We start from the raw sequence: 19,678 nt of genomic DNA on the forward strand, positions 1-19,678 counted from the left end.
ACCGTTGGCGCTGGCGAACGTTTACCCCCTGCGCCAGGCGGAAGAGCATGCTGAACAATAATTGCCCTGAACCTCGTCGCTGAACGCGGTAAGATAGTGCATCCTGCCGTTTTTGTTCGAGAAAAGAATGCCTGAATTACCTGAAGTAGAAACCAGCCGCCGCGGCATTGAGCCGCACCTGGTGGGAGCCACCATCCTGCACGCCGTTGTGCGCAACGGGCGCCTGCGTTGGCCGGTCTCCGAAGAGATCTATCGTCTGAGCGACGTTCCGGTGCTCAGCGTACGCCGCCGCGCTAAATATCTGCTGCTGGAACTGCCCGACGGCTGGATTATCGTCCACCTTGGGATGTCGGGAAGCCTGCGTATCCTGAGCGAAGAGCTGCCCGCGGAAAAACACGATCACGTGGACCTGGTGATGAGTAACGGCAAGGTGCTGCGCTATACCGACCCGCGTCGTTTTGGCGCCTGGCTGTGGACCAAAGCGCTGGAAGGGCATCCGGTGCTGGCGCATCTGGGGCCGGAGCCGCTGAGCGATGAGTTCAACGCCGATTATCTGCAGGCGAAGTGCGCGAAGAAAAAAACCGCGATTAAGCCCTGGCTAATGGATAATAAGCTGGTGGTCGGGGTGGGCAATATCTACGCCAGCGAATCGCTCTTTTCGGCGGGTATTCACCCCGACAGGCTGGCTTCTTCGCTGTCGCGCGAGGAGTGCGAGCAGCTGGTGAAAGTGATTAAGCTGGTCCTGCTGCGATCCATCGAACAGGGCGGGACGACGCTGAAAGATTTCCTGCAAAGCGACGGTAAACCGGGCTACTTTGCCCAGGAGCTGCAGGTGTATGGCCGCAAGGGCGAGCCGTGCCGCATTTGCGGGACGCCGGTTATCGGCAGTAAACACGCCCAGCGGGCGACGTTTTATTGTCGCCAGTGCCAGAAGTAATATGCGGTGGCTGCGGTGAACCCGGCTTGCGCTGCGCTTAGCCGGGCTACAGGGCTGTGCTTGGTCCGGTAGCCCGGACAGATGCGCAGCATCGCCTCCGGGAAGAGCCCCGATGGCGCAGGATTACAGCTTCTTCAGCAGCGCCTGGTGAACGTTTGCCGGCAGAAAGTGAGATACGTCGCCCTGGTGGCGCGCCACTTCTTTCACCAGCGAAGAGGAGATAAACGACCACTCTTTGCACGGCATCAGAAACACGCTCTCCAGCGTCGGCATCAAATGACGGTTCATATGCGCCAGCTGCATCTCATATTCAAAATCCGCCACCGCCCGCAGGCCGCGAATTAAAATATTCGCCTGCTGCGCGCGGGCAAAATTGGCCATTAAATCGCTGAAGCCAATAACCTCAACGTTGACCAGATGCGCCGTTGCCTGGGTGGCCAGCGCGATGCGTTCGTCGAGAGTGAACATCGGCTTTTTGCTCGGGCTGGCGGCGATAGCCAGCAGCACCTTATCGAACATGCTGGCCGCGCGGGTGACGATATCGATATGGCCGTTGGTGATAGGGTCGAAGGTTCCCGGATAGATCGCTTTTGTGCTCATAATCACACTTTCTCCGAGTAGCCGCGGCTCAGGGCCCACAGCTCGGTGTATTTATTAAACGTGTATTGCGCGTTGACCACCGCCAGCAGCCAACCTTGTTTCCCATCCAGAATGCCCCCGCGCAGCAGCAGCGTTTTCACAAAGGCGCCCAGCGTATGGCCGAAGATAGCGGCCAGCGAGGTCTTTTTGCCTCTCTGATGGCGCTCCTGCGCCCAGGCGGCGGCGTAGGCCAGCTGCTTTTGCTGAAAGCCGGAGAAATCACGGCAGGTCAGATGCAGCAGGTCGCCCGCGAGTTCGATAACCCGCGCGCCCTGGGCGTCGAGAGATTCGTGGACCAGATTATCGTTATAGCGGTAACGGTCGCGTTCGTACAGGCGCATCACGCGGTCGGGGTACCAGCCGCTGTGGCGCATAAAGCGGCCAAGGAAATAGTTGCGCCGGGCGATGCTGTATATCGCGCCGGTTTGCGGCGCGGCCAGCACGCTGCGGATAGACTGCGCAAGCTCCGGAGTGACGCGCTCGTCGGTATCGATCATCAGCACGTAGTCGCCGGTGGCGTAGGCCTGGGCGCGCTGGCGCTGAATACCGTAGCCCTGCCAGTCGCGATTGACATGCACCTGAACGCCCTGGCTGCGGGCGAGTTCGACGGTGTTGTCGCTGCTGCCGGAATCCAGCAGCACTATCTCATCGGCCCAGCTTACCGACGCCAGACAATCAGGCAGCAGATCCGCCGCGTTTTTGGCGATCATCACGACCGAGAGTCGAGGCGACATTAGTGGCTCCGCTGCGGCAGATAGGGTTGCAATAACTGTAGCAGACGGGAGAGCGCGCCCTGGTTTTGGTGCAGAACTTCCACCGCATGGCGACCGTACCACAGACGGTAATCTTCATCGGTCAGCAGGTTAGACACCTGCGTTACCAGCGAGTCGGCGTCGGTGACGGTAATCAGTCCATCGTCCTGCTGCAGCTTGGCGCAGATATCTTTGAAGTTGAACGTGTGCGGACCCATCAGTACCGGTATCGCATGGGCGGCGGGCTCCAGCGGGTTATGGCCGCCGCGCTCCACCAGGCTACCGCCGACAAACGCGAGGTCGGCAATGCCGTACAGCAGCATCAGCTCGCCCATGGTATCGCCAATCACCACCTGGGTACTGTTCGACGGGATTTCGCCGGTGCTGCGCAGGGTGTAGCTCATTCCCGCTTTCTGCACCATCTCGCGGGCGTCGCCGAAGCGCTCCGGATGGCGAGGGACAAGGATCAGCAGCAGGTTGGGGAAACGCTCCAGCAGCTGCTTATGCGCCTGAAGAATAATTTGTTCTTCGCCGTCGTGGGTGCTGGTGGCAATCCATACCTGGCGGTGCGGAGCCCACTGGCGGCGCAGGGTGATGGCGCGAGCCGCCAGCTCTGGCGTGACCGAAATATCAAACTTCAGGCTGCCGGTGACCGCCAGCTGATTGCGTTTCAGGCCAAGAGCGATAAAGCGGCTGGCGTCTTCTTCATTCTGCGCGGCGATAAGGGTAATGCGGCTCAGCAGCCGACGCATAAATTTCCCCAGTTTGGCATAGCCTTTCGCCGAGCGTTCGGAGAGGCGGGCGTTGGCGATTACCAGCGGGATTTTACGCTTATGCAGCGTGGCGACCATGTTCGGCCACAGTTCGGTTTCCATGACGATAACCAGCTTCGGCTGAACGGTATTGAAGAAACGGTTCATCGCGCCGGGCAGATCGTAAGGCAGATAGACGTGATGCACGTCTTTGCCGAAAGCGGACATGGCGCGTTCAGAGCCGGTTGGCGTCATGGTGGTGACGGTGATCGGCAGATAGGGGTAACGGTGGCGTAGCGCGCGCACCAGCGGAATCGCCGCCAGCGTTTCACCTACGGAAACGGAATGCAGCAGGATGCCACCCGGTTCTACCTTGTTCTGGCAGAAGCCATAACGTTCCTTCCAGCGTTTACGATAGGCAGGGGCCTTACGGCTGCGTAACAGCAGTCGCAGCCACACCAGCGGCTGAATGAGGTAAAGTAGGGCGGTATAAAGCAATTCCAAGCGATTTATCCGTATTTATGTTTTTGCGGGCAAATTCTAAGCATTTAACCCGCGTAAAGCTATCTCTTTGGCGGAAACTAAGGGATTCAGTATTAAGCCGCGTCGCGATAGCGCTTGATGCGCAGATAGCGGCGTCCAAGACGCCAGCGTAGACGGAACGTACGGGCGTTTTTCCAGATCAGGCGCCAGATACCGCGGTCAAAGAACTCTTTAATGATAATATGCTTTTTTGACTCATCTTTCATGCTATCGAAGGTATGAATAATTCCCAGCCCCTCTTTGGCGATCTGCCAGCGGCAGGCGGAAATATCGCGAACCTTGTCCGGATAACGCTGGTTGATGGCGTCCAGCATCTCAAGAATCTTCATATAGTGGCGCGCTGAACGCATCAGCGTGTCGTCGTTGTCCGGCTTATGCGACACCGATTCCGAGTGAATATAGTAATCGTAGAACTGCTCGCTGGTGTACTGCACGCGCTCTGCCGCCAGCAGCACTTCGGTGGTCCAGGGAATATCCTGATGGCGCAGGCCAGGCTCAAAGTGGAAGCGGTGGCTGGCGATAAACTCCCGGCGGTAGATATTCAGCCAGGTGACATGCAGGAACTTACGAGAATCCAGCGCCTGCTTTAACCAGACGTGGCCGGGCAAAACGCCGGTCGACTGTAGCCGGTCCAGCGGGAAAATAGGATGGATATCTTTTTTCGTCTCGTAGACGTAGCGGCCGTTGCAGGTGGCGACGTCTAGATTGCCCTTTTCCGCCATCTCCAGAAGCGTACGGTACATGCCCGGGTAAAGCTTATCGTCGATATCCGGGAAGGTCAGGTACTTACCCGTCGCCGCGGCGAGGCCGGTATTGCGCGCCACCGACACGCCCTGGTTTTCCTGCTCCAGCACGAGCACGTTTTGCAGGCGCTCTTTCCACTGGTCGATAACCGCAAGGCTACCGTCCGTCGACCCGTCGTTCACCAGGATCAGTTCATAGCTTTCCAGCTGCTGTTGCTCAAGGCACTCAAAGAATTGCGCAAGGAATTTTTCGCCGTTATAGACGGCGGCTACGATGCTTAGTAAAGGCGTTTGACTCATAACTCATTCGATCCTGGTTGAATAACGGCGTCAGGCGCTGCGCAGCTGACGATACTGCTGACAAATCGATGCCACGCTGAACTTCTCCAGCGCCGCTGCGTCGATGGCCGGCGGGCTATGGTAAATGCTTTGCATCGTCTGAGCCAGCGCCGGGCTGTTGAGATCCGCCAGGCCACGCGACAGCTCGCCGGTGAGGATCTCGGTCACGCCGCCCGGGCAGCGGGTGCTGGCGACCGGCGTATCCAGCAGCAGCGCCTCAACCACCACGTTGCCAAAGCCTTCGCTATCGGAGCTGAGGACCAGCATCCGCGCGCCTTTAATCCACGGCAGCGGGTTTTTCTGGAAGCCCTTAAACAGGACGCGATCGGCAACCTGTAGCTGCTGCGCCAGCTGGCGCAGGCGCTGTTCTTGTTCCGGTTTTCCCTGCCCCAGCAGTACCAGCGGCGCATCGATACCGCTTTGCGCATACGCCTCAATCAGGCGGTCGTGGCGTTTACCGGGATGAAAGCGGCCCACGTGGATAATATAGTCGCCGTCGGGGCGCTGGCTGGGCTCTTCAGCCGCGGCGCGCAGCGCGGGGATATCAAACGGGTTATAGATGGTTTTCAGCTGGGCCGGGCGAATAGCGAACTGCTCGACCAGGTCTTGACCTACCGCATCGGAGACGGCGACGACGTTGCGTCCCTGGTAAACGCGCCCGATTTTCTGCTGTTTCAGCCAGCGGTCAAAACCGCTGCGGTGTCCGAGATAGGACGCGGAGAACACGCCGTGCAGGCAAAACCAGACGTTGCGCCCGTTCAGCAGGCGGCTGCGGGAGACAATGCGGTCGGTTTTATGCAGATTCGAGAGCACCAGATCGAAACGGCCCTGCTGTTCTGCTTTCTCGATTGCCGCATCAAGCTGGCGCGCGCGCCGGGACAGCTCCGTCAGCTTGCGCCACGGCTTGCGGCAGCGATCGGCGATGACCTGATAATCCAGCCCTTCCGGCAGCGGATAATCGCAGACGTCGCGCAGGGAAAAAAGCGATACCTGTTCACCCTGGCTGAGAAAATGCGCTGCCAGCGTCAGCACGACTTTTTCCGCGCCGCCGCCGGGCAGGCCGTCGATAACAAACAGTATGCGCATCGTTATTTCACCAAATCCTGATAGAGGGAGAGCAGCTGCGCCGAGAGACGTTCGCTGGTGCAGGTCATGATGCGCTCGCGGGCGCGTTCGCCTTGCGCAGAGCCTAACGCCCGGGCGGGCAGGGCGATAACCGACTCCTGCAGGGCCGGGATATCCAGCGCATCGCAAACGTAGCCATTGCTGCCCTGAACAATAAACTCCGCGCCGCCGCAGCCGGTAGTCGTAATCACCGGCAGGCCGCAGGCCATCGCTTCGAGAATGACGTTGGGAAACGGATCGTACAGCGTCGGCAGCAGCAGGCCGTCGGCCATCTGATAGAACGGCAGGGTTTCCGATTGCATGCCGAAGAAGCGCACCCGCTCCTCGCAGTTCAGCGTTTTCGCCAGCTGCTGATAGCGGCCCTGCTCTTTATCTTTGCCCACCACCAGCAGGTAGCGGTTGGTCGGCGCGATGGCGCGGATCGCCGCATCCAGCCCCTTGCGCTCAAAGCCGGAGCCGACGTAGATCAGGCAGGTCGCCTGGCGCGGCAGATTCCATTTGGCGCGCAGCGCGACAAAGGCTTCTTCCGTCGGCGGCAGAAAACGCTGGTTATCGATAGCGTTATAGATAACGTGGATTTTTTCCGCCGGCAGGCCGAAGTCTTCAATAATCTCGCGTTTAATCATCTCCGCGTTGCAGATAACGCCGCGCAGGTGCGCGTCCTGGTACATGTCGCGCTCGGCCTGCATCACATAGCGATGGTAGCGGTCGGCAAACAGCAGGCGGCTTTTCCAGCCGGGCAAAATGCGCGAGCGCTGCTGCAGCCAGCGGCGGTGCACGCCGTCTCCGGCGCGGTACAGGTCGCAGCCGGGGATACGCTCGTGGCTTTGCACCAGATCGAAGGCTTCGCGCTGCCATAGCTGGCGGGCGGCGTCGGCAAATCCTCGCTCGCGGCTGATCCGCCCCCATTTGCGCGGATTGCAGATGTGGATGTTCCACTCGGGCTTCACCGGCCCCTGCCATTCGCGGGTGATGACGTTCAGTTCAAGATCGCTGTCGTCGAGGGCTTCCAGCGCGCGGGAGACAAAGCGCTCCGCGCCGCCGTCCGGGCGATACTTCTGGCGTACCAGAGCCAGCCTGAATTTACTCATGCCAGTACCTTTTTCGCCGCCGCGATAACCGCGTCGGTGGGGATTAAATCGAGAAAGCGTTCGTTGGTGTTGGTATCAATGTCGTCAGGATCGGGAATCGATCCGAAATCACCCGCCCAAATCACCTCGCCCTGCGCCTGCCATGGACGCCAGAAGGTGAGCTTGGAGGGGCCGAATAGCGCCACCAGCGGCGTACCGAGCGCGGCGGCCATATGCATCGGCACGGAGTCAACGCCGATAAACAGGCGGGCATGGTCGATGACGGACGCCAGCTGGCGCAGGGTGAGCAGCCCGGCGAGGGAGTGCAGGCGAGCATTGGGGCAGCCCGCCATAATGGTGTCGATCATCTGCTTCTCTCTGGCGTCAGGGCCGGAGGTCAGCACGACCGGGTAGCCTGCTTCAGAAAGCGCGTTTATCAGGGCGCTCATCCGCCCTTCGCGCCAGCACTTAAAGAACCAGCGGGAGGTTGGCTGAATGACGATATAGTTATCCTGAAATCCTGCCGGCAGCAGCGCGCGGCTGGCGCGCCAGTCCTGCTCGCTGTAGCCCATCGTCGCCGGCGCGTCAGCAATATCCAGCCCAAGCGGCGCCAGAATCGACAGATTCTGCTGCACGGTATGCAGCTGGTTATGCCGCTCGGTTGAGGCGAGGGCGGTATGGCAAAAACGCCAGGCCGGGTGGCGACGCTTCGGAAAGTCAAAGCCGATACGGATGGCCGCCCCGGTCAGTTTGGTGATGATCGCGCTGGGCCACTGATCGGCAAGATTGAGCACCATATCGTAGCGCTGCTGGCGGAGCGTGCGAATCAGCTGCCACTCCATCTTCAGCTGATGGCCGGCGCCCTGTTTTTTCCAGCGCCGGTCAATGCCGTAAATGTGGCGGATATCCGTATTCGCTGCGAGCATATCCCGGGTTTCTTCATAAAGCAGCACATCCACGCTGGCGGCGGGATATTGCTGCTTAAGCGCGTGAATAAGCGGCGTTATCAATAACATATCGCCATGATGGCGAAGCTTAATAACCAGGATTCGCGCCGGGTTCACGCGGCCGGAAGTGCGGGTTTCAGGCGTCATTCTCTATTCTTCATTCAGGGGCAGGGCTCCGATTCTAGGGGATCAGATAGATTGAGAGAAGCCTTGTCTTGCTCTACCATGACCCGATACGTATGGCCTGAGGACGTTTTCGTGCACAAACCCGCATTTCTCATCACGATTGATACAGAGGGTGATAACCTCTGGCAAAAACATGACAGCATCACCACCGAGAATGCGCGCTATCTACCGCGTTTTCAGCAGCTTTGCGAAAAGTATGGTTTTAAACCGGTCTGGTTGACCAACTATGAAATGGCCATCGACCCGGTTTATATCGAATTTGCCAAAGATGCGATCGCCCGGGGAACCGCGGAAATCGGTATGCATCTCCACGCGTGGAACAGCCCGCCGACCGATCCGCTCACCGATGACGACTGGCGACATAAACCGTATTTGATCGAGTACAGCGATGCGGCGATGCGGGCAAAAGTCGACTATATGACCCGTCTGCTGGAGGATACCTTCCAGACCAAAATGGTCAGCCATCGCGCCGGGCGCTGGGCGTTTGACGAGCGCTACGCGCGTCTGCTGGTGGAGTATGGCTATCTGGTGGATTGCTCGGTTACCCCGAGGGTGAACTGGAAGACGGCGAAAGGCGCGCCGCAGGGCGACGGCGGTACCGATTACCGTGATTTCCCGCAGCACGCCTATTTTCTTGACGAGAATGATATCCGTCGTGAAGGGCAATCATCGCTGCTGGAAGTGCCGATGAGCATTCAGTACAAGCATTCCGCGTGGATGAATAGCCTGAAGCAGGGCTACGATCGCCTGCGCGGCAAAGTACGCTCGCCGTCGGTACACTGGCTGCGTCCGATGGGCGGCAACGTTGAGACGATGAAAAAAGTGGTCGAACAAACATTGACTCAGGGTAATGACTACGTCGAATATATGCTCCACTCTTCAGAGTACATGCCCGGCGGCAGCCCAACGTTTAAAAACGAGCAGGATATCGAGCGCTTATATGCCGATCTGGACGCTTTTTTCAGCTGGCTGGCGCCGCAGGTGAAGGGAATGACGTTGGCGGAGTACTACCAACAGAAACTCACACAGCGATAAAAGATCACAACCAGGTACCGTATGCGTATCGTGAAGCAGTTTACGCGGAAGAAAAATGCCTTCTTCCGCGAAATTAAGTTTAATTTAATTAACTATCGTTACAGAAATAAAAGCGCACGCCAGCCCTTTAATTCCGCGAAGATTCAGCATGTTTTATTATTGCGCCTGGATGACAAAGTTGGGGATATGGTCGTAACGACCGGCTGCGCAAAGCTTTTAGCTGACCGGGGCTATAAGGTTTCGGTTCTTACCGGGCCGGTTTGTAAGCAGATGCTTGCCGGTGCGGATTTTCTTGAGCAGGTTTATTTATATCAGCCGCGGATGCCGTTAAACGCACTGCGTGCGGCAGGATTTGACGCGGTCGTTGATTTTGATGACGTGAAAACCTACGAGCGTTTTAAACTGCTGGCTGATTTACGCCCTGGCTGCGTTATCGGTTTTAATAAACAAGAATATAAGCTTTACGATCACTCCATCCCTTTTCTGGATAGCAGCAGCCATATTTCCGCGCGCTATAAAGCCGTCGCCAGGCTATTTGGCATAGAACACCCTCATTACCACTATCATCTGCCCGGTGATGCTTTTGAGCGGGAAAGAGTCAAAACACTGCTGGCTCAGCACAAGGGGAGTCAGCTCTGTATTGCCATAAACCCGTTTACCGCCTCAACGGATAAAGACTTTTGCCGTCATCAGGTTTCTGCTCTGATTGAACGCTTATATACGCTCCCTTATAAAATCAGCGTCGTGATGGTCGGGCATAGCGAGAAAATTCGTCAGCTTAATCTGGAAACGGCGCTGCATCTGCCAGATAGCAATATTAATTCAGCGGTTGAGATTGTTCGCCACTGCGATCTGGTGATTACGGCGGATACCGCCATCGTGCATATTGCTCGCGCGTTCGACAAGCCCATGGTGGCGGTTTACAACAAACGTAAACTCAAAGATACCGGTTTGCCGGGCTATACCATTTGGGCACCGGGTTATGACAAGGCCAGACAAATTGTCTGCGAAGAGACTAACGTCGCCGACATGACCATTGACGCGGTCTGGCCGGCGATCAAAGCGCAGGCGGATGCCCTGATCGCCGCTCGCCAGCAGGCATAAAAAAGGGCCCGCTGCGGGCCCTTCTCTTAGCGTTTCGCCTTCAGGCTGCCGCTCAGCGCGATGCCCAGCGGCAGCCAAAACAGCGGCCAGCTTTCGCGAGGGTTGCTGATGATAAACATGCCCTGCGAGGCCATAAAAATCAGCGCATAGATAAAAATCGCCAGCCCGTAGCGGCCATCCTGCTGTTTGCGCCATGCCTGCCATAACCCTCCGGCAATCACCGCCAGCAGCAGCGCCAGGCCGATTATGCCGCCTTTCAACAGTGCGCCAAGATAGACGCTGTGGGTGGTAGTGATATGCTCGCCGCTGTAGTTGGTAAAGTTCAGCTCGTAGTCAAAGCCCCGACCCAGCCACGGCTGGCTGGCCACTTCCTGGACCGTATGGTGCCAGATACTCAAGCGCAATCCGCTTTGGGTGCCCAGCTCTTCAAAGCGCGCCAGCAGCAGGTCTCCCGTTGGCGTAAAGAAGAAAAGCGCGCCCAGAACCAACGCTAACGCGGCGACAATCAGAAGGTTGCGGCGGGTAAAGACGTGCAGGTGCAGGGTGCAAACAAACGCCACCAGCAGCGCGATAATCGGGCCGCGGCTTTGGGTCAGAAACAGCATCACCAGCATGATGGCCATCGGCACATACAGCAGGTGGCTGCCTTTCTCCTTCAGCAGCATCGCGCAAATAAGGATACCGATACCGCAATAGCCCGCCAGGTCGATCACGTTGGTCGGGCCGGGATTCTCCGGCGAAACCAGGCGTTCCTTGAGGACCAGCGTGAAGTCGATCGCCATCGTCCAGACGGAGAGCACTGTGATCCCGGCCACGACGCTCAGCAGCGCCAGATGTCGGGTCCGGGGATGGCCAAGTAGCGTTGTCAGCAGCAGAAGATAGAAAATTAAATAGGTGCCGTGGGTCAGAGGGGAATCGATATGCTGTGGCGTCTGCCCCCAAATATTGCTCAGCGCATAGTACACGCAGAATACGACCAGCAGGCTATAAACCGGCCACCGCTGGCGGATGCTTTCCGCTATTGCCTGACGATTGTCTTTGTTAAGCAGTGAAAGCAAAAAGAGCAAAATAGATAAATGAAGGAGGTTATTTGTCCGGGTTGATACGCAGAAAATAGCGCTAAAAAACAGAAACAAAGTGAAGAAAACGGTGTAGCCCTGTCTGGCGTAATTACTTATTTTTAAAGTACTCATCAAAAGAAACCTTTTCGAAAATCGTTTCCGGAACCGCGCTTTCTAACGAGAAGTTGACGACCCGAATATGGTTTTGTTGCAGCACGTTGGCAGCGTGCGAAAAGGACGGCATGACCAGGTCATCCACCTTATTTGCCAGCCAGGAGGGGAGTTTATCCTGTTCCGTTTCGTAGAATCGCGGCTGGTTGAAATTACTCATATCCAGCCCGCTTATCAGAATGGTTTTAAATCCCAGCCACATCAGAATTTGCAGTGCCCAGTAGACCACGGTTCCGGCATCGAAAATGCCGTGACGAATGTCGGTGCTAAAGCAAATATCCTGCCTTTGCGGATGAAAGCGTAGCGCGGGGACGCCGCGCCAGGCCTGCTGTATCGCGTTTTTGGCGACTTTAGGCTGATAAATTTTATAACAGGCGTCTTCAATTAATGCCAAACGACAGCGAAGCTCTGCGCCGTGGCGGTCGAGGATTTTGGCGATACCGTGCATGGTGGTGAAGAGCACAATGTCAGCCTGGCTAATCACCGAACGGATCACGTCCGGTTTTTTATCGTAAAACTCCATATCCACGATGGTATAGAGCGAAAAGTTAATTTTATCAGAGAGATGCCAGGCGCCGTTCACCCCCATCACCGGAATACTTTTCGGCAGCAGCGTAAAATCGATGCGGCGCGTAGAGGGGCCGGTGGCGGTCAGCAGCACCTCGCCCTGAGCGCTATCCTTCAGTTCGCTGAGATTGACCAGCGGAACCGCTTTCCCTTTGTATTTCAGGGTGCGGATTTCGCCGCTCGCCGCGCGCGTGATATGGGTAAACGGCCAGAGATTTTCGTTATGGCGAAAGGCGCGTCGATGCGTGTAGCGATAGATCTGCTTAAATAATGAACCCATTAAGCCAGTTCCTGAGATTTCAACAGTTGCCGAACCCGGGACGCGGGAATATCGCCCGTGCTGCTGCCGCTTTCCGGGCGCACCACGTGCTGATTTTTACCATAGCCGCCAATTAGCCCCGGATCGGTCGGGCCGTACAGCGTGAAGTTCGGTTTATCGAGCGCGGCGGTGAGGTGGCTCAGCCCCGTGTCGACGGAAACGACCCCGCGCGCGCCGGCCAGCACCTGGGCTACCTGCTCCAGGCTCATGCGCGGCAGGACGTCGACAAAATCGTGCCCTTCCGCCAGGCGTCCGGCCCGCGCCTCTTCATGGGGGGCGCCCCACGGCAGTTTGATGCGTATGCCGCTGTCGGCAAGCAGGGCGATAAGCGCCCGCCAGTTCTCTTCCGGCCAGTGTTTATCATCGCGCGTCGTGGCGTGAAGGAACACCAGATACGGCGCAGCGGACGGGTCAGCCTGACGCAAAAAATGGCGGGCGATCGCGTAGTCGCCCTGGGTTTCCGGCTTCGCGTAGCCGAGGCTTTTCGCAAACAGCTCGCGGGTGCGCTCAACGGCGTGCTGCTGTTTAGCGATATGGTGACGCCGGTTGTAAAACAGGCTCGCCAGCGGCTCGCGGGCGGTCTGCCAGTCCATACCGTGCTTCACGCCGCGGGCCAGTCGGGTGACCAGCGCGGCGCTCTTCACCAGCCCCTGGGCATCGATGATAGCGTCGTACTTTTCCGCGCGCACGGCCTCGCGGAACGCCTTGCGCTCGGCTTTGATCGGCGCGGAAAACCACGCCTTACGCCAGCGGCGAATCGCCACCGGGATGACCCGGTCGACGCTCTCATGCCAGGAAGGGATCTGCGCGAAGCCTTCTTCAACCACCCAGTCGAAACGAATGCCGGGAAAGGCCAGCGCGGCGTCGCTCAGCGCGGGCAGCGTGTGCAGCACGTCGCCCATGGACGAGGTTTTTACGATCAGTACCCGCATCCGTCAGGCTTCCTCTTGTTCCGTTTTTTCCAGCAGCAGGTCGTTTAATTCTTCCAGTACGCGCTGCGGCGTAATGTCGATCAAACTCTGATGATAGCCTTCGGCGGCGTCGCCTTTACGCACTTTGTGGTAGCCGCTGATCAGGCGGATCACGCGCGCTTTGTGCGACAGCGGTGGAGTGAAGTCCGGGCTGCTGGGCCCGTAGAGCGCCACCAGCGGACGGTCCAGCGCCGCGGCGACGTGCATCAGGCCGGAATCGTTGCTGACTACCGCTTTACAGGCGGCGATCAGAATAACGGCCTGCTCAAGCTGGGTTTCGCCGGCCAGATTGCGGCACCATGCCTGCTGTTCGGTCGTGAGCGCGGCGAGGATTTCATTGCCCGCTTCGTGGTCTTTCGCGGAGCCAAACAGTACGATCTGAAAGCCTTCGTCGATCAGCTGTTTCGCCAGCTCGGCGTAGTGATAGTGCGGCCAGCGTTTTGCCGGGCCGAACTCTGCGCCGGGGCAGAAGCCGATAATCGGGCGCTCGGCTGAGAGATTAAACGCGCTGCAGGCCTGCGATTTTTCGCCTTCATGCACCTGCAGCTGCGGCCAGAGCAGCGGCTGCGGCAGATCTTTCGCGCAGCGCATCACGCCTTTATCGTATGCGAGACCGACGTAGCGTTCGACCATCAGCGGCCAGGCGTCTTTATCCAGCTTACGGGCATCGTTCAGCAGGCCGTAGCGCATCTCGCCGAGCCAGCCTGTGCGATGCGGTATTCCCGCAAAGAACGGCACGAGGGCCGATTTAAACGAGTTGGGCAGCACGAAAGCGCGATCGTAGCGACGTTCGCGCAGGCTGTGCCCAAGCTTACGCCTTTCACCGATTTCCAGCGCGCCGTGGCCGAGCGGCATCGGGATCGCTTCGTTGACTTCCGGCATGCGCGATAGCAGCGGACGGCACCATGCGGGCGCCATCACGTCGATTATCGCCTGGGGATAGCGCGCCCTGAGCGTACGGTAAAGACTTTGCGACATCATCATGTCGCCCACCCATGACGGGCCAACCACCAATATTTTCATTCATTCCATCCTTCAAGCTGTCTCTGCGTTGGCTGCCTGCGTTCCCTCCGGTCACTGATTTTAGTCAGCTCCCGGAGAATCACTGAGTTGCCGCCTTGATACCGCTCGAATGATTTTATGAATTCGCATGATTGTCGCGATTGAGCCAGGCCATATATTCCGTTACGCCTTCGGCAACGGTCTTAAACGGTTTATCGTAGCCCGCTGCGCGCAGGTTAGTCAGATCCGCCTGGGTAAACGCCTGATAGCGGCCTTTGAGTTTATCCGGGAACGGAATGTACTCGATGCTGCCTTTCTGGTGATAAGCCAGCGTTGCGTCTGCAACGGCCTGGAAAGACTCCGCGCGCCCGGTGCCGAGGTTGAAGATGCCGGAAACGCCGTTTTCCCAGAACCACAGGTTCACCGCCGCGACGTCGCCGACGTAGACGAAGTCGCGCTTGAAGCCGTCGCTGCCTTCGAACAATTTCGGACTTTCGCCATTATTCAGCTGGGTGTTCAGATGGAAAGCGACGCTGGCCATGCTGCCTTTATGGCCTTCGCGCGGCCCGTAGACGTTGAAATAGCGGAAGCCGACAATCTGCGAGTTCGCTTCCGGCAGGATCTGACGGACGTATTCATCAAACAGAAACTTGGAGTAGCCGTAAACGTTGAGCGGCTGCTCGTATTCGCGGGATTCAATAAAGTCGCTGGTGCGGCCGCCGTAGGTCGCTGCGGAAGAGGCGTACAGGAACGGGATTTCACGCTCCAGACAGTAGTGCAGTACCTCTTTGGAATACTGATAGTTGTTATCCATCATGTACTTGCCGTCCCACTCCGTGGTGGAAGAGCAGGCGCCTTCATGGAAAATAGCGTCGATATCGCCGAACTCTTCGCCCGCCATAATCTGGATCAGAAAGTCTTCTTTATCCATGTAGTCGGCAATGTTCAAATCCACCAGATTGATGAATTTGGTCCCGTCTTTCAGATTATCTACGACCAGAATGTCGGTAATACCCTGGTCATTCAGCGCTTTAACGATATTGCTGCCGATAAAGCCTGCGCCGCCGGTAACGATGATCATAACTGTAACCTTTGAAGTTGGTAGTCCAGAGACAATCCGGACATGAATACTCCTATCATATCACTACATCGGAAAGGCTTCAGCCATTCGCCGATAAGGTAGAGAGGGACTCGTGATTTATGCTGCAAATAATTCATGCAGTAATGCATCATCTCGTATCAGCGTATAGCTTTAGGTAATATGTGCCAAATTTTGCCGAATCTGGAGAGTTGCAATGCGTGGGGATTTCTACAAACAGTTAACCAATGACCTGGATACCGCGCGCGCGGAAGGGTTGTTTAAAGAAGAACGGATTATCACTTCGGCGCAGCAGGCGGATATCACCGTCGGCGGCAGCCAGGTCATTAACTTCTGCGCCAATAACTATCTCGGCCTCGCGAACCACCCGGAACTGATTGCCGCCGCGAAAAGCGGGATGGACAGCCACGGCTTCGGCATGGCCTCCGTGCGCTTTATCTGCGGTACCCAGGACAGCCACAAAGCGCTTGAGAAGAAGCTGGCCGATTTTCTCGGTATGGAGGATGCGATTCTGTACTCCTCCTGCTTCGACGCCAACGGCGGCCTGTTTGAAACCCTGCTCGGCGCAGAGGACGCGATTATCTCCGATGCCCTGAACCACGCGTCGATCATCGACGGCGTGCGCCTGTGTAAAGCGAAGCGCTTCCGCTATGCCAACAACGATATGCAGGAGCTGGAAGCCCGTCTGAAAGAGGCGCGTGAAGCCGGCGCGCGCCATGTGCTGATCGCCACCGACGGCGTGTTCTCCATGGACGGGGTGATCGCCAACCTGAAGGGCGTCTGCGATCTGGCGGATAAATACGACGCGCTGGTGATGGTCGATGATTCGCACGCCGTGGGTTTTGTGGGTGAAAACGGCCGCGGCTCCCATGAGTACTGCGACGTGATGGGCCGCGTCGACATTATCACCGGTACGCTGGGTAAAGCGCTGGGCGGCGCGTCCGGCGGCTATACCGCCGCGCGCAAAGAAGTCGTCGAGTGGCTGCGCCAGCGCTCGCGTCCGTATCTGTTCTCCAACTCGCTGGCGCCGGCGATTGTCGCCGCCTCCATCAAAGTGCTGGAGATGGTGGAAGCGGGCAGCGAGCTGCGCGACCGCCTGTGGGCTAACGCGCGCCTGTTCCGTGAAAAAATGACCGCGGCAGGATTTACCCTTGCGGGCGCCGATCACGCCATTATCCCGGTGATGCTCGGTGAAGCCACCGTGGCGCAGCAGTTCGCGCGCGAGCTGCAAAAAGAAGGTATTTACGTCACCGGATTCTTCTACCCGGTGGTACCAAAAGGCCAGGCGCGTATCCGTACCCAGATGTCTGCGGCGCATACCCCTGAACAAATTGAACGTGCGGTGGAAGCCTTTACCCGCATCGGTAAACAACTGGGCGTCATTGCCTGAGGGTGTGAGATGAAAGCGTTATCCAAACTAAAGGCGGAAGAAGGCATCTGGATGACCGACGTACCGGAACCGGAAGTCGGCCACAACGATCTGCTGATTAAAATTCGCAAGACCGCGATTTGCGGTACCGACGTGCATATCTACAACTGGGACGAGTGGTCGCAAAAGACCATTCCGGTTCCGATGGTGGTGGGGCATGAATACGTCGGCGAAGTGGTGGGTATCGGTCAGGAGGTTCGCGGCTTTAAGCTGGGCGACCGCGTTTCCGGCGAAGGGCATATCACCTGCGGCCACTGCCGTAACTGCCGCGCCGGGCGTACGCATTTGTGCCGCAATACGACGGGCGTCGGCGTCAACCGTCCGGGCTGTTTTGCCGAATATCTGGTGATCCCGGCGTTTAACGCCTTTAAAATCCCCGACAATATCTCTGACGATCTGGCGTCGATTTTCGATCCGTTTGGCAACGCCGTGCATACCGCGCTTTCATTCGACCTCGTCGGTGAAGATGTGCTGGTTTCCGGCGCCGGCCCGATCGGCGTGATGGCCGCCGCGGTGGCGAAACACGTTGGCGCGCGCAACGTCGTGATTACCGACGTTAACGAATATCGCCTGGAGCTGGCGCGCAAAATGGGCGTCACCCGGGCGGTGAACGTGGCGAAAGAGAACCTTAACGATGTGATGGCCGAGCTGGGCATGACCGAGGGTTTCGACGTGGGTCTGGAGATGTCCGGCGCGCCGCCGGCGTTCCGCACCATGCTCGATACCATGAACCACGGCGGGCGTATTGCCATGCTGGGTATTCCGCCGTCGGATATGTCTATCGACTGGACCAAGGTGATCTTCAAGGGGCTGTTTATCAAAGGGATTTATGGTCGCGAAATGTTCGAAACCTGGTACAAGATGGCCGCGCTCATCCAGTCCGGGCTCGATCTGTCGCCGATCATCACCCACCGCTTTGGCATTGATGATTTCCAGCAGGGCTTTGACGCGATGCGCTCCGGCCAGTCTGGCAAAGTCATTCTCAGCTGGGATTAATTCCGCCCCGGTCAGGATGGTAAAAAAGCGCCCACGGGCGCTTTTTTGAGAGTTATCCTACAATTTTGTGATACTTAATCCACTCCGCACTTTTTCTAAATCGCTTTCTCGCCTATTCGTTTATACAGTCAGTTTAACCATGGTTTAACCCTATAAAGATTATGCTTAAACTTTCTGTATGCTTATTGACCTGTAATTCATCCCGCTTATTACGGGAGGTGTTACCGCCGCTGCTCAGGGTGGCTGATGAATTTATCGTCGTCGATTCAGGCAGTACGGATGCTACGCTGCAGATTTGCCAACAGTTCGGTCTCTCCGTTCACCATCATCCTTATACCGCTCACGGTACGCAGATGAATTATGCGACCTCTCTGGCCCGCCACGACTGGGTGCTGTGTGTGGACAGCGATGAGATCCTTGACGACGAGGTGGTGGCGGCAATTCTGGCGCTCAAGGCCGGCGATGAGCCGGACCCCGCCTGCGCATGGCGTCTGCCGCGCTACTGGTTCGTGCTGGGTGAAGAGGTGCGCACCATTTATCCGGTATCATCGCCGGATTTCCCGGTTCGCTTGTTTAATCGCTCCGTCGCCAGGTTCAACGATCGGCCGGTAGACGATCAGGTGGTTGGCTTTACGCACTCTGCCCGGCTACCGGGATTCGTGCGCCACGATACCTTCTACTCCCTGCATGAAGTGTTTAGTAAGCTCAATAGCTACACCACGCGGCTGGTTAAACACCAGAAAATCAGGCCGTCTCTTGCGCGCGGAGCGATCAGCGCGATTGGCGCTTTCTTTAAGTGGTATCTGTTCAGCGGAGCGTGGCGAAAGGGCAAGGTTGGCGTGGTCACCGGGCTTTACGCGACCTGTTACAGCTTTCTTAAATACTTTAAAGCCTGGTATGCCCATCAGGACAAGCCGGAATCCGCGGCGGATAAGCACACGGATTCCCGGATGATTTAGTTGGTAGGCTTATCCCAGCCCTGCCACTTCAGCTGGTAATACTGCACCAGCGTGCTCTGAGTGATGCTTTCGCTAAGAATGGTAAAGAAGCGGCTGGCGTTGACCGGCTCCGGCGGGCGCTTAGATTTGCACTGTTTCACGCCGCGGAACGGATTGCGCGGCGGCTGAACGGACGGCGGCGCTGTGTTCGGCGTTGAGGTATCCACCTGCGGCTCGTTGAGCAGGCTGCTCGGGCGAACCAGAGTGATATCCGGCGGCAGGTTATACACCATCTGCTGCAGCACGCGCACCGTCGTCGGGTGCGGGTGGCCGATAGCAATGGCGGAGCCGTTGCGCCGCGCCAAAGCGATAGCGCGGCTGAACTGATAGCGGATATCCGCTTCGTTTTGGGTATCGTCGAGGAAAACCTTACGCTTAATCACCTTTACGCCGGTGCCCTGCGCCGCGCGCATGGCCTGGGTATTGCCGATGGTGACGCTATCGAGGAAGTAGAGATTGTAGCGCTCGAGCGCCTGCATCACCTTCTGCATGCCGAAGAGATTCGACGTCATGGCGCTGCCCATATGGTTATTCAGCCCCACGGCGTACGGAACCTTACCGTAGGCTTCGCGGATAATGCGCTCTATCTCGCTGCTGTTCATATCCGGGCGGAGGGTGTCTTTTTCCAGCGGCTGTTTGCTGAGCGGCGCCATTGGCAGGTGGATGAGCACCTCGTGGCCGAGATTATGCGCTCTGGTCGCCATTTCTCGGGCGTGGGGCGCATTAGGAAGGACGGCAACGGAGATCGTCGCTGGCAGCGCCAGCACCTGGTTTTCCGTTTGTGGACGATAGCCAAAGTCGTCGATAACAATGGAGAGTTTGCCGGCAAAAACCGGCGACGCCATAACCAGCGTACCGGTTACCGCGAGTGCAATTCTGCGAAATTGAAGCAA

General features: G+C 57.5%; 19 protein-coding genes. 6 read left to right on the forward strand and 13 right to left on the reverse strand.

What is annotated here, in order from left to right:
* The first annotated feature begins 127 nt into the window (after positions 1-127).
* The gene (gene mutM, locus FQK12_RS18220) at positions 128-937 is read left to right on the forward strand and encodes a bifunctional DNA-formamidopyrimidine glycosylase/DNA-(apurinic or apyrimidinic site) lyase (protein WP_014227251.1); all 810 of its coding nucleotides are present in this window, start codon (positions 128-130) and stop codon (positions 935-937) included.
* A gap of 123 nt (positions 938-1,060) precedes the next feature.
* Here the strand turns inward: mutM and coaD are convergent, their stop codons facing one another.
* The 7 genes from coaD to rfaQ form a co-directional block, all read right to left on the reverse strand.
* On the reverse strand, positions 1,061-1,537 hold the full coding sequence (coaD, locus tag FQK12_RS18225; protein WP_004106901.1) for a pantetheine-phosphate adenylyltransferase: 477 nt from the start codon (positions 1,535-1,537) through the stop codon (positions 1,061-1,063).
* A 2-nt stretch (positions 1,538-1,539) separates the two neighbouring features.
* The gene (locus FQK12_RS18230) at positions 1,540-2,310 is read right to left on the reverse strand and encodes a glycosyltransferase family 2 protein (protein WP_014227250.1); all 771 of its coding nucleotides are present in this window, start codon (positions 2,308-2,310) and stop codon (positions 1,540-1,542) included.
* On the reverse strand, positions 2,310-3,584 hold the full coding sequence (gene waaA / locus FQK12_RS18235; RefSeq protein ID WP_014227249.1) for a lipid IV(A) 3-deoxy-D-manno-octulosonic acid transferase: 1,275 nt from the start codon (positions 3,582-3,584) through the stop codon (positions 2,310-2,312). Before waaA ends, FQK12_RS18230 begins: the two co-directional genes overlap by 1 nt.
* A 92-nt stretch (positions 3,585-3,676) precedes the next feature.
* On the reverse strand, positions 3,677-4,666 hold the full coding sequence (locus FQK12_RS18240; protein WP_014227248.1) for a glycosyltransferase: 990 nt from the start codon (positions 4,664-4,666) through the stop codon (positions 3,677-3,679).
* A gap of 30 nt (positions 4,667-4,696) precedes the next feature.
* Positions 4,697-5,791 (reverse strand): glycosyltransferase, encoded by a 1,095-nt coding sequence (locus FQK12_RS18245; RefSeq protein ID WP_014227247.1) that lies wholly within the window; start codon positions 5,789-5,791, stop codon positions 4,697-4,699.
* Between the two features lie 2 nt (positions 5,792-5,793).
* The gene (locus tag FQK12_RS18250; RefSeq protein WP_014227246.1) at positions 5,794-6,921 is read right to left on the reverse strand and encodes a glycosyltransferase family 4 protein; all 1,128 of its coding nucleotides are present in this window, start codon (positions 6,919-6,921) and stop codon (positions 5,794-5,796) included.
* Positions 6,918-7,994 carry a putative lipopolysaccharide heptosyltransferase III gene (gene rfaQ / locus FQK12_RS18255; protein ID WP_014227245.1) on the reverse strand — a complete coding sequence of 359 codons (1,077 nt, stop codon included), beginning with the start codon at positions 7,992-7,994 and terminating at the stop codon, positions 6,918-6,920. Before rfaQ ends, FQK12_RS18250 begins: the two co-directional genes overlap by 4 nt.
* Before the next feature lie 111 nt (positions 7,995-8,105).
* On the opposite strand from rfaQ, the gene FQK12_RS18260 reads away from it, so the two are divergent.
* A complete protein-coding gene (locus tag FQK12_RS18260) occupies positions 8,106-9,068 on the forward strand; it encodes a polysaccharide deacetylase family protein (RefSeq protein ID WP_014227244.1) in 963 nt (320 codons plus the stop codon).
* A 21-nt stretch (positions 9,069-9,089) separates the two neighbouring features.
* Positions 9,090-10,172 carry a glycosyltransferase family 9 protein gene (locus FQK12_RS18265; protein ID WP_014227243.1) on the forward strand — a complete coding sequence of 361 codons (1,083 nt, stop codon included), beginning with the start codon at positions 9,090-9,092 and terminating at the stop codon, positions 10,170-10,172.
* A 26-nt stretch (positions 10,173-10,198) separates the two neighbouring features.
* Here the strand turns inward: FQK12_RS18265 and FQK12_RS18270 are convergent, their stop codons facing one another.
* The 5 genes from FQK12_RS18270 to rfaD all read right to left on the reverse strand — a co-directional run bounded on the left by FQK12_RS18270 (position 10,199) and on the right by rfaD (position 15,344).
* Positions 10,199-11,365, reverse strand: coding sequence for an O-antigen ligase family protein (locus FQK12_RS18270; protein ID WP_014227242.1), 1,167 nt, complete (start codon positions 11,363-11,365; stop codon positions 10,199-10,201).
* Positions 11,343-12,251, reverse strand: a complete 909-nt coding sequence (locus FQK12_RS18275) for a sugar glycosyltransferase (RefSeq protein ID WP_014227241.1) — start codon at positions 12,249-12,251, stop codon at positions 11,343-11,345. The genes FQK12_RS18270 and FQK12_RS18275 overlap by 23 nt, the downstream gene beginning before the upstream one ends.
* On the reverse strand, positions 12,251-13,222 hold the full coding sequence (gene rfaC / locus FQK12_RS18280; RefSeq protein ID WP_009652757.1) for a lipopolysaccharide heptosyltransferase RfaC: 972 nt from the start codon (positions 13,220-13,222) through the stop codon (positions 12,251-12,253). Before rfaC ends, FQK12_RS18275 begins: the two co-directional genes overlap by 1 nt.
* Positions 13,223-13,225: 3 nt before the next feature.
* A complete protein-coding gene (gene rfaF / locus FQK12_RS18285; protein ID WP_014227240.1) occupies positions 13,226-14,284 on the reverse strand; it encodes an ADP-heptose--LPS heptosyltransferase RfaF in 1,059 nt (352 codons plus the stop codon).
* A gap of 115 nt (positions 14,285-14,399) precedes the next feature.
* Positions 14,400-15,344, reverse strand: a complete 945-nt coding sequence (gene rfaD / locus FQK12_RS18290; RefSeq protein WP_014227239.1) for an ADP-glyceromanno-heptose 6-epimerase — start codon at positions 15,342-15,344, stop codon at positions 14,400-14,402.
* Between the two features lie 214 nt (positions 15,345-15,558).
* Between rfaD and kbl the strand changes: the two genes are divergently transcribed.
* The 3 genes from kbl (at position 15,559) to FQK12_RS18305 (ending at position 18,746) form a co-directional block, all read left to right on the forward strand.
* Entirely contained in the window at positions 15,559-16,752 is a 1,194-nt protein-coding gene (gene kbl / locus FQK12_RS18295) for a glycine C-acetyltransferase (RefSeq protein ID WP_014227238.1), read from the forward strand.
* Positions 16,753-16,761: 9 nt separating this feature from the next.
* Positions 16,762-17,787 (forward strand): L-threonine 3-dehydrogenase, encoded by a 1,026-nt coding sequence (tdh, locus tag FQK12_RS18300; protein ID WP_004855475.1) that lies wholly within the window; start codon positions 16,762-16,764, stop codon positions 17,785-17,787.
* 161 nt (positions 17,788-17,948) lie between these two features.
* Positions 17,949-18,746 (forward strand): glycosyltransferase family 2 protein, encoded by a 798-nt coding sequence (locus FQK12_RS18305; RefSeq protein WP_014227237.1) that lies wholly within the window; start codon positions 17,949-17,951, stop codon positions 18,744-18,746.
* On the opposite strand, the gene FQK12_RS18310 is transcribed toward FQK12_RS18305, so the two are convergent.
* Positions 18,743-19,678, reverse strand: coding sequence for a divergent polysaccharide deacetylase family protein (locus FQK12_RS18310; protein ID WP_038422931.1), 936 nt, complete (start codon positions 19,676-19,678; stop codon positions 18,743-18,745). The two genes, FQK12_RS18305 and FQK12_RS18310, sit on opposite strands and share 4 nt — an antisense overlap.

It is taken from the genome of Klebsiella sp. ME-303 (assembly GCF_007910085.1).
Taxonomy (GTDB): Bacteria; Pseudomonadota; Gammaproteobacteria; order Enterobacterales; family Enterobacteriaceae; genus Klebsiella; species Klebsiella michiganensis.

Bases quoted from the DNA above. Each gene is read 5' to 3' on its own strand.
- mutM (WP_014227251.1), top strand. From the start codon at position 128: ATGCCTGAATTACCTGAAGTAGAAACCAGCCGCCGCGGCATTGAGCCG.
- coaD (WP_004106901.1), bottom strand. From the start codon at position 1,537: ATGAGCACAAAAGCGATCTATCCGGGAACCTTCGACCCTATCACCAAC.
- FQK12_RS18230 (WP_014227250.1), bottom strand. From the start codon at position 2,310: ATGTCGCCTCGACTCTCGGTCGTGATGATCGCCAAAAACGCGGCGGAT.
- FQK12_RS18240 (WP_014227248.1), bottom strand. From the start codon at position 4,666: ATGAGTCAAACGCCTTTACTAAGCATCGTAGCCGCCGTCTATAACGGC.
- FQK12_RS18245 (WP_014227247.1), bottom strand. From the start codon at position 5,791: ATGCGCATACTGTTTGTTATCGACGGCCTGCCCGGCGGCGGCGCGGAA.
- FQK12_RS18250 (WP_014227246.1), bottom strand. From the start codon at position 6,921: ATGAGTAAATTCAGGCTGGCTCTGGTACGCCAGAAGTATCGCCCGGAC.
- rfaQ (WP_014227245.1), bottom strand. From the start codon at position 7,994: ATGACGCCTGAAACCCGCACTTCCGGCCGCGTGAACCCGGCGCGAATC.
- FQK12_RS18265 (WP_014227243.1), top strand. From the start codon at position 9,090: ATGCGTATCGTGAAGCAGTTTACGCGGAAGAAAAATGCCTTCTTCCGC.
- FQK12_RS18270 (WP_014227242.1), bottom strand. From the start codon at position 11,365: ATGAGTACTTTAAAAATAAGTAATTACGCCAGACAGGGCTACACCGTT.
- FQK12_RS18275 (WP_014227241.1), bottom strand. From the start codon at position 12,251: ATGGGTTCATTATTTAAGCAGATCTATCGCTACACGCATCGACGCGCC.
- rfaC (WP_009652757.1), bottom strand. From the start codon at position 13,222: ATGCGGGTACTGATCGTAAAAACCTCGTCCATGGGCGACGTGCTGCAC.
- rfaF (WP_014227240.1), bottom strand. From the start codon at position 14,284: ATGAAAATATTGGTGGTTGGCCCGTCATGGGTGGGCGACATGATGATG.
- rfaD (WP_014227239.1), bottom strand. From the start codon at position 15,344: ATGATCATCGTTACCGGCGGCGCAGGCTTTATCGGCAGCAATATCGTT.
- kbl (WP_014227238.1), top strand. From the start codon at position 15,559: ATGCGTGGGGATTTCTACAAACAGTTAACCAATGACCTGGATACCGCG.
- tdh (WP_004855475.1), top strand. From the start codon at position 16,762: ATGAAAGCGTTATCCAAACTAAAGGCGGAAGAAGGCATCTGGATGACC.
- FQK12_RS18305 (WP_014227237.1), top strand. From the start codon at position 17,949: ATGCTTAAACTTTCTGTATGCTTATTGACCTGTAATTCATCCCGCTTA.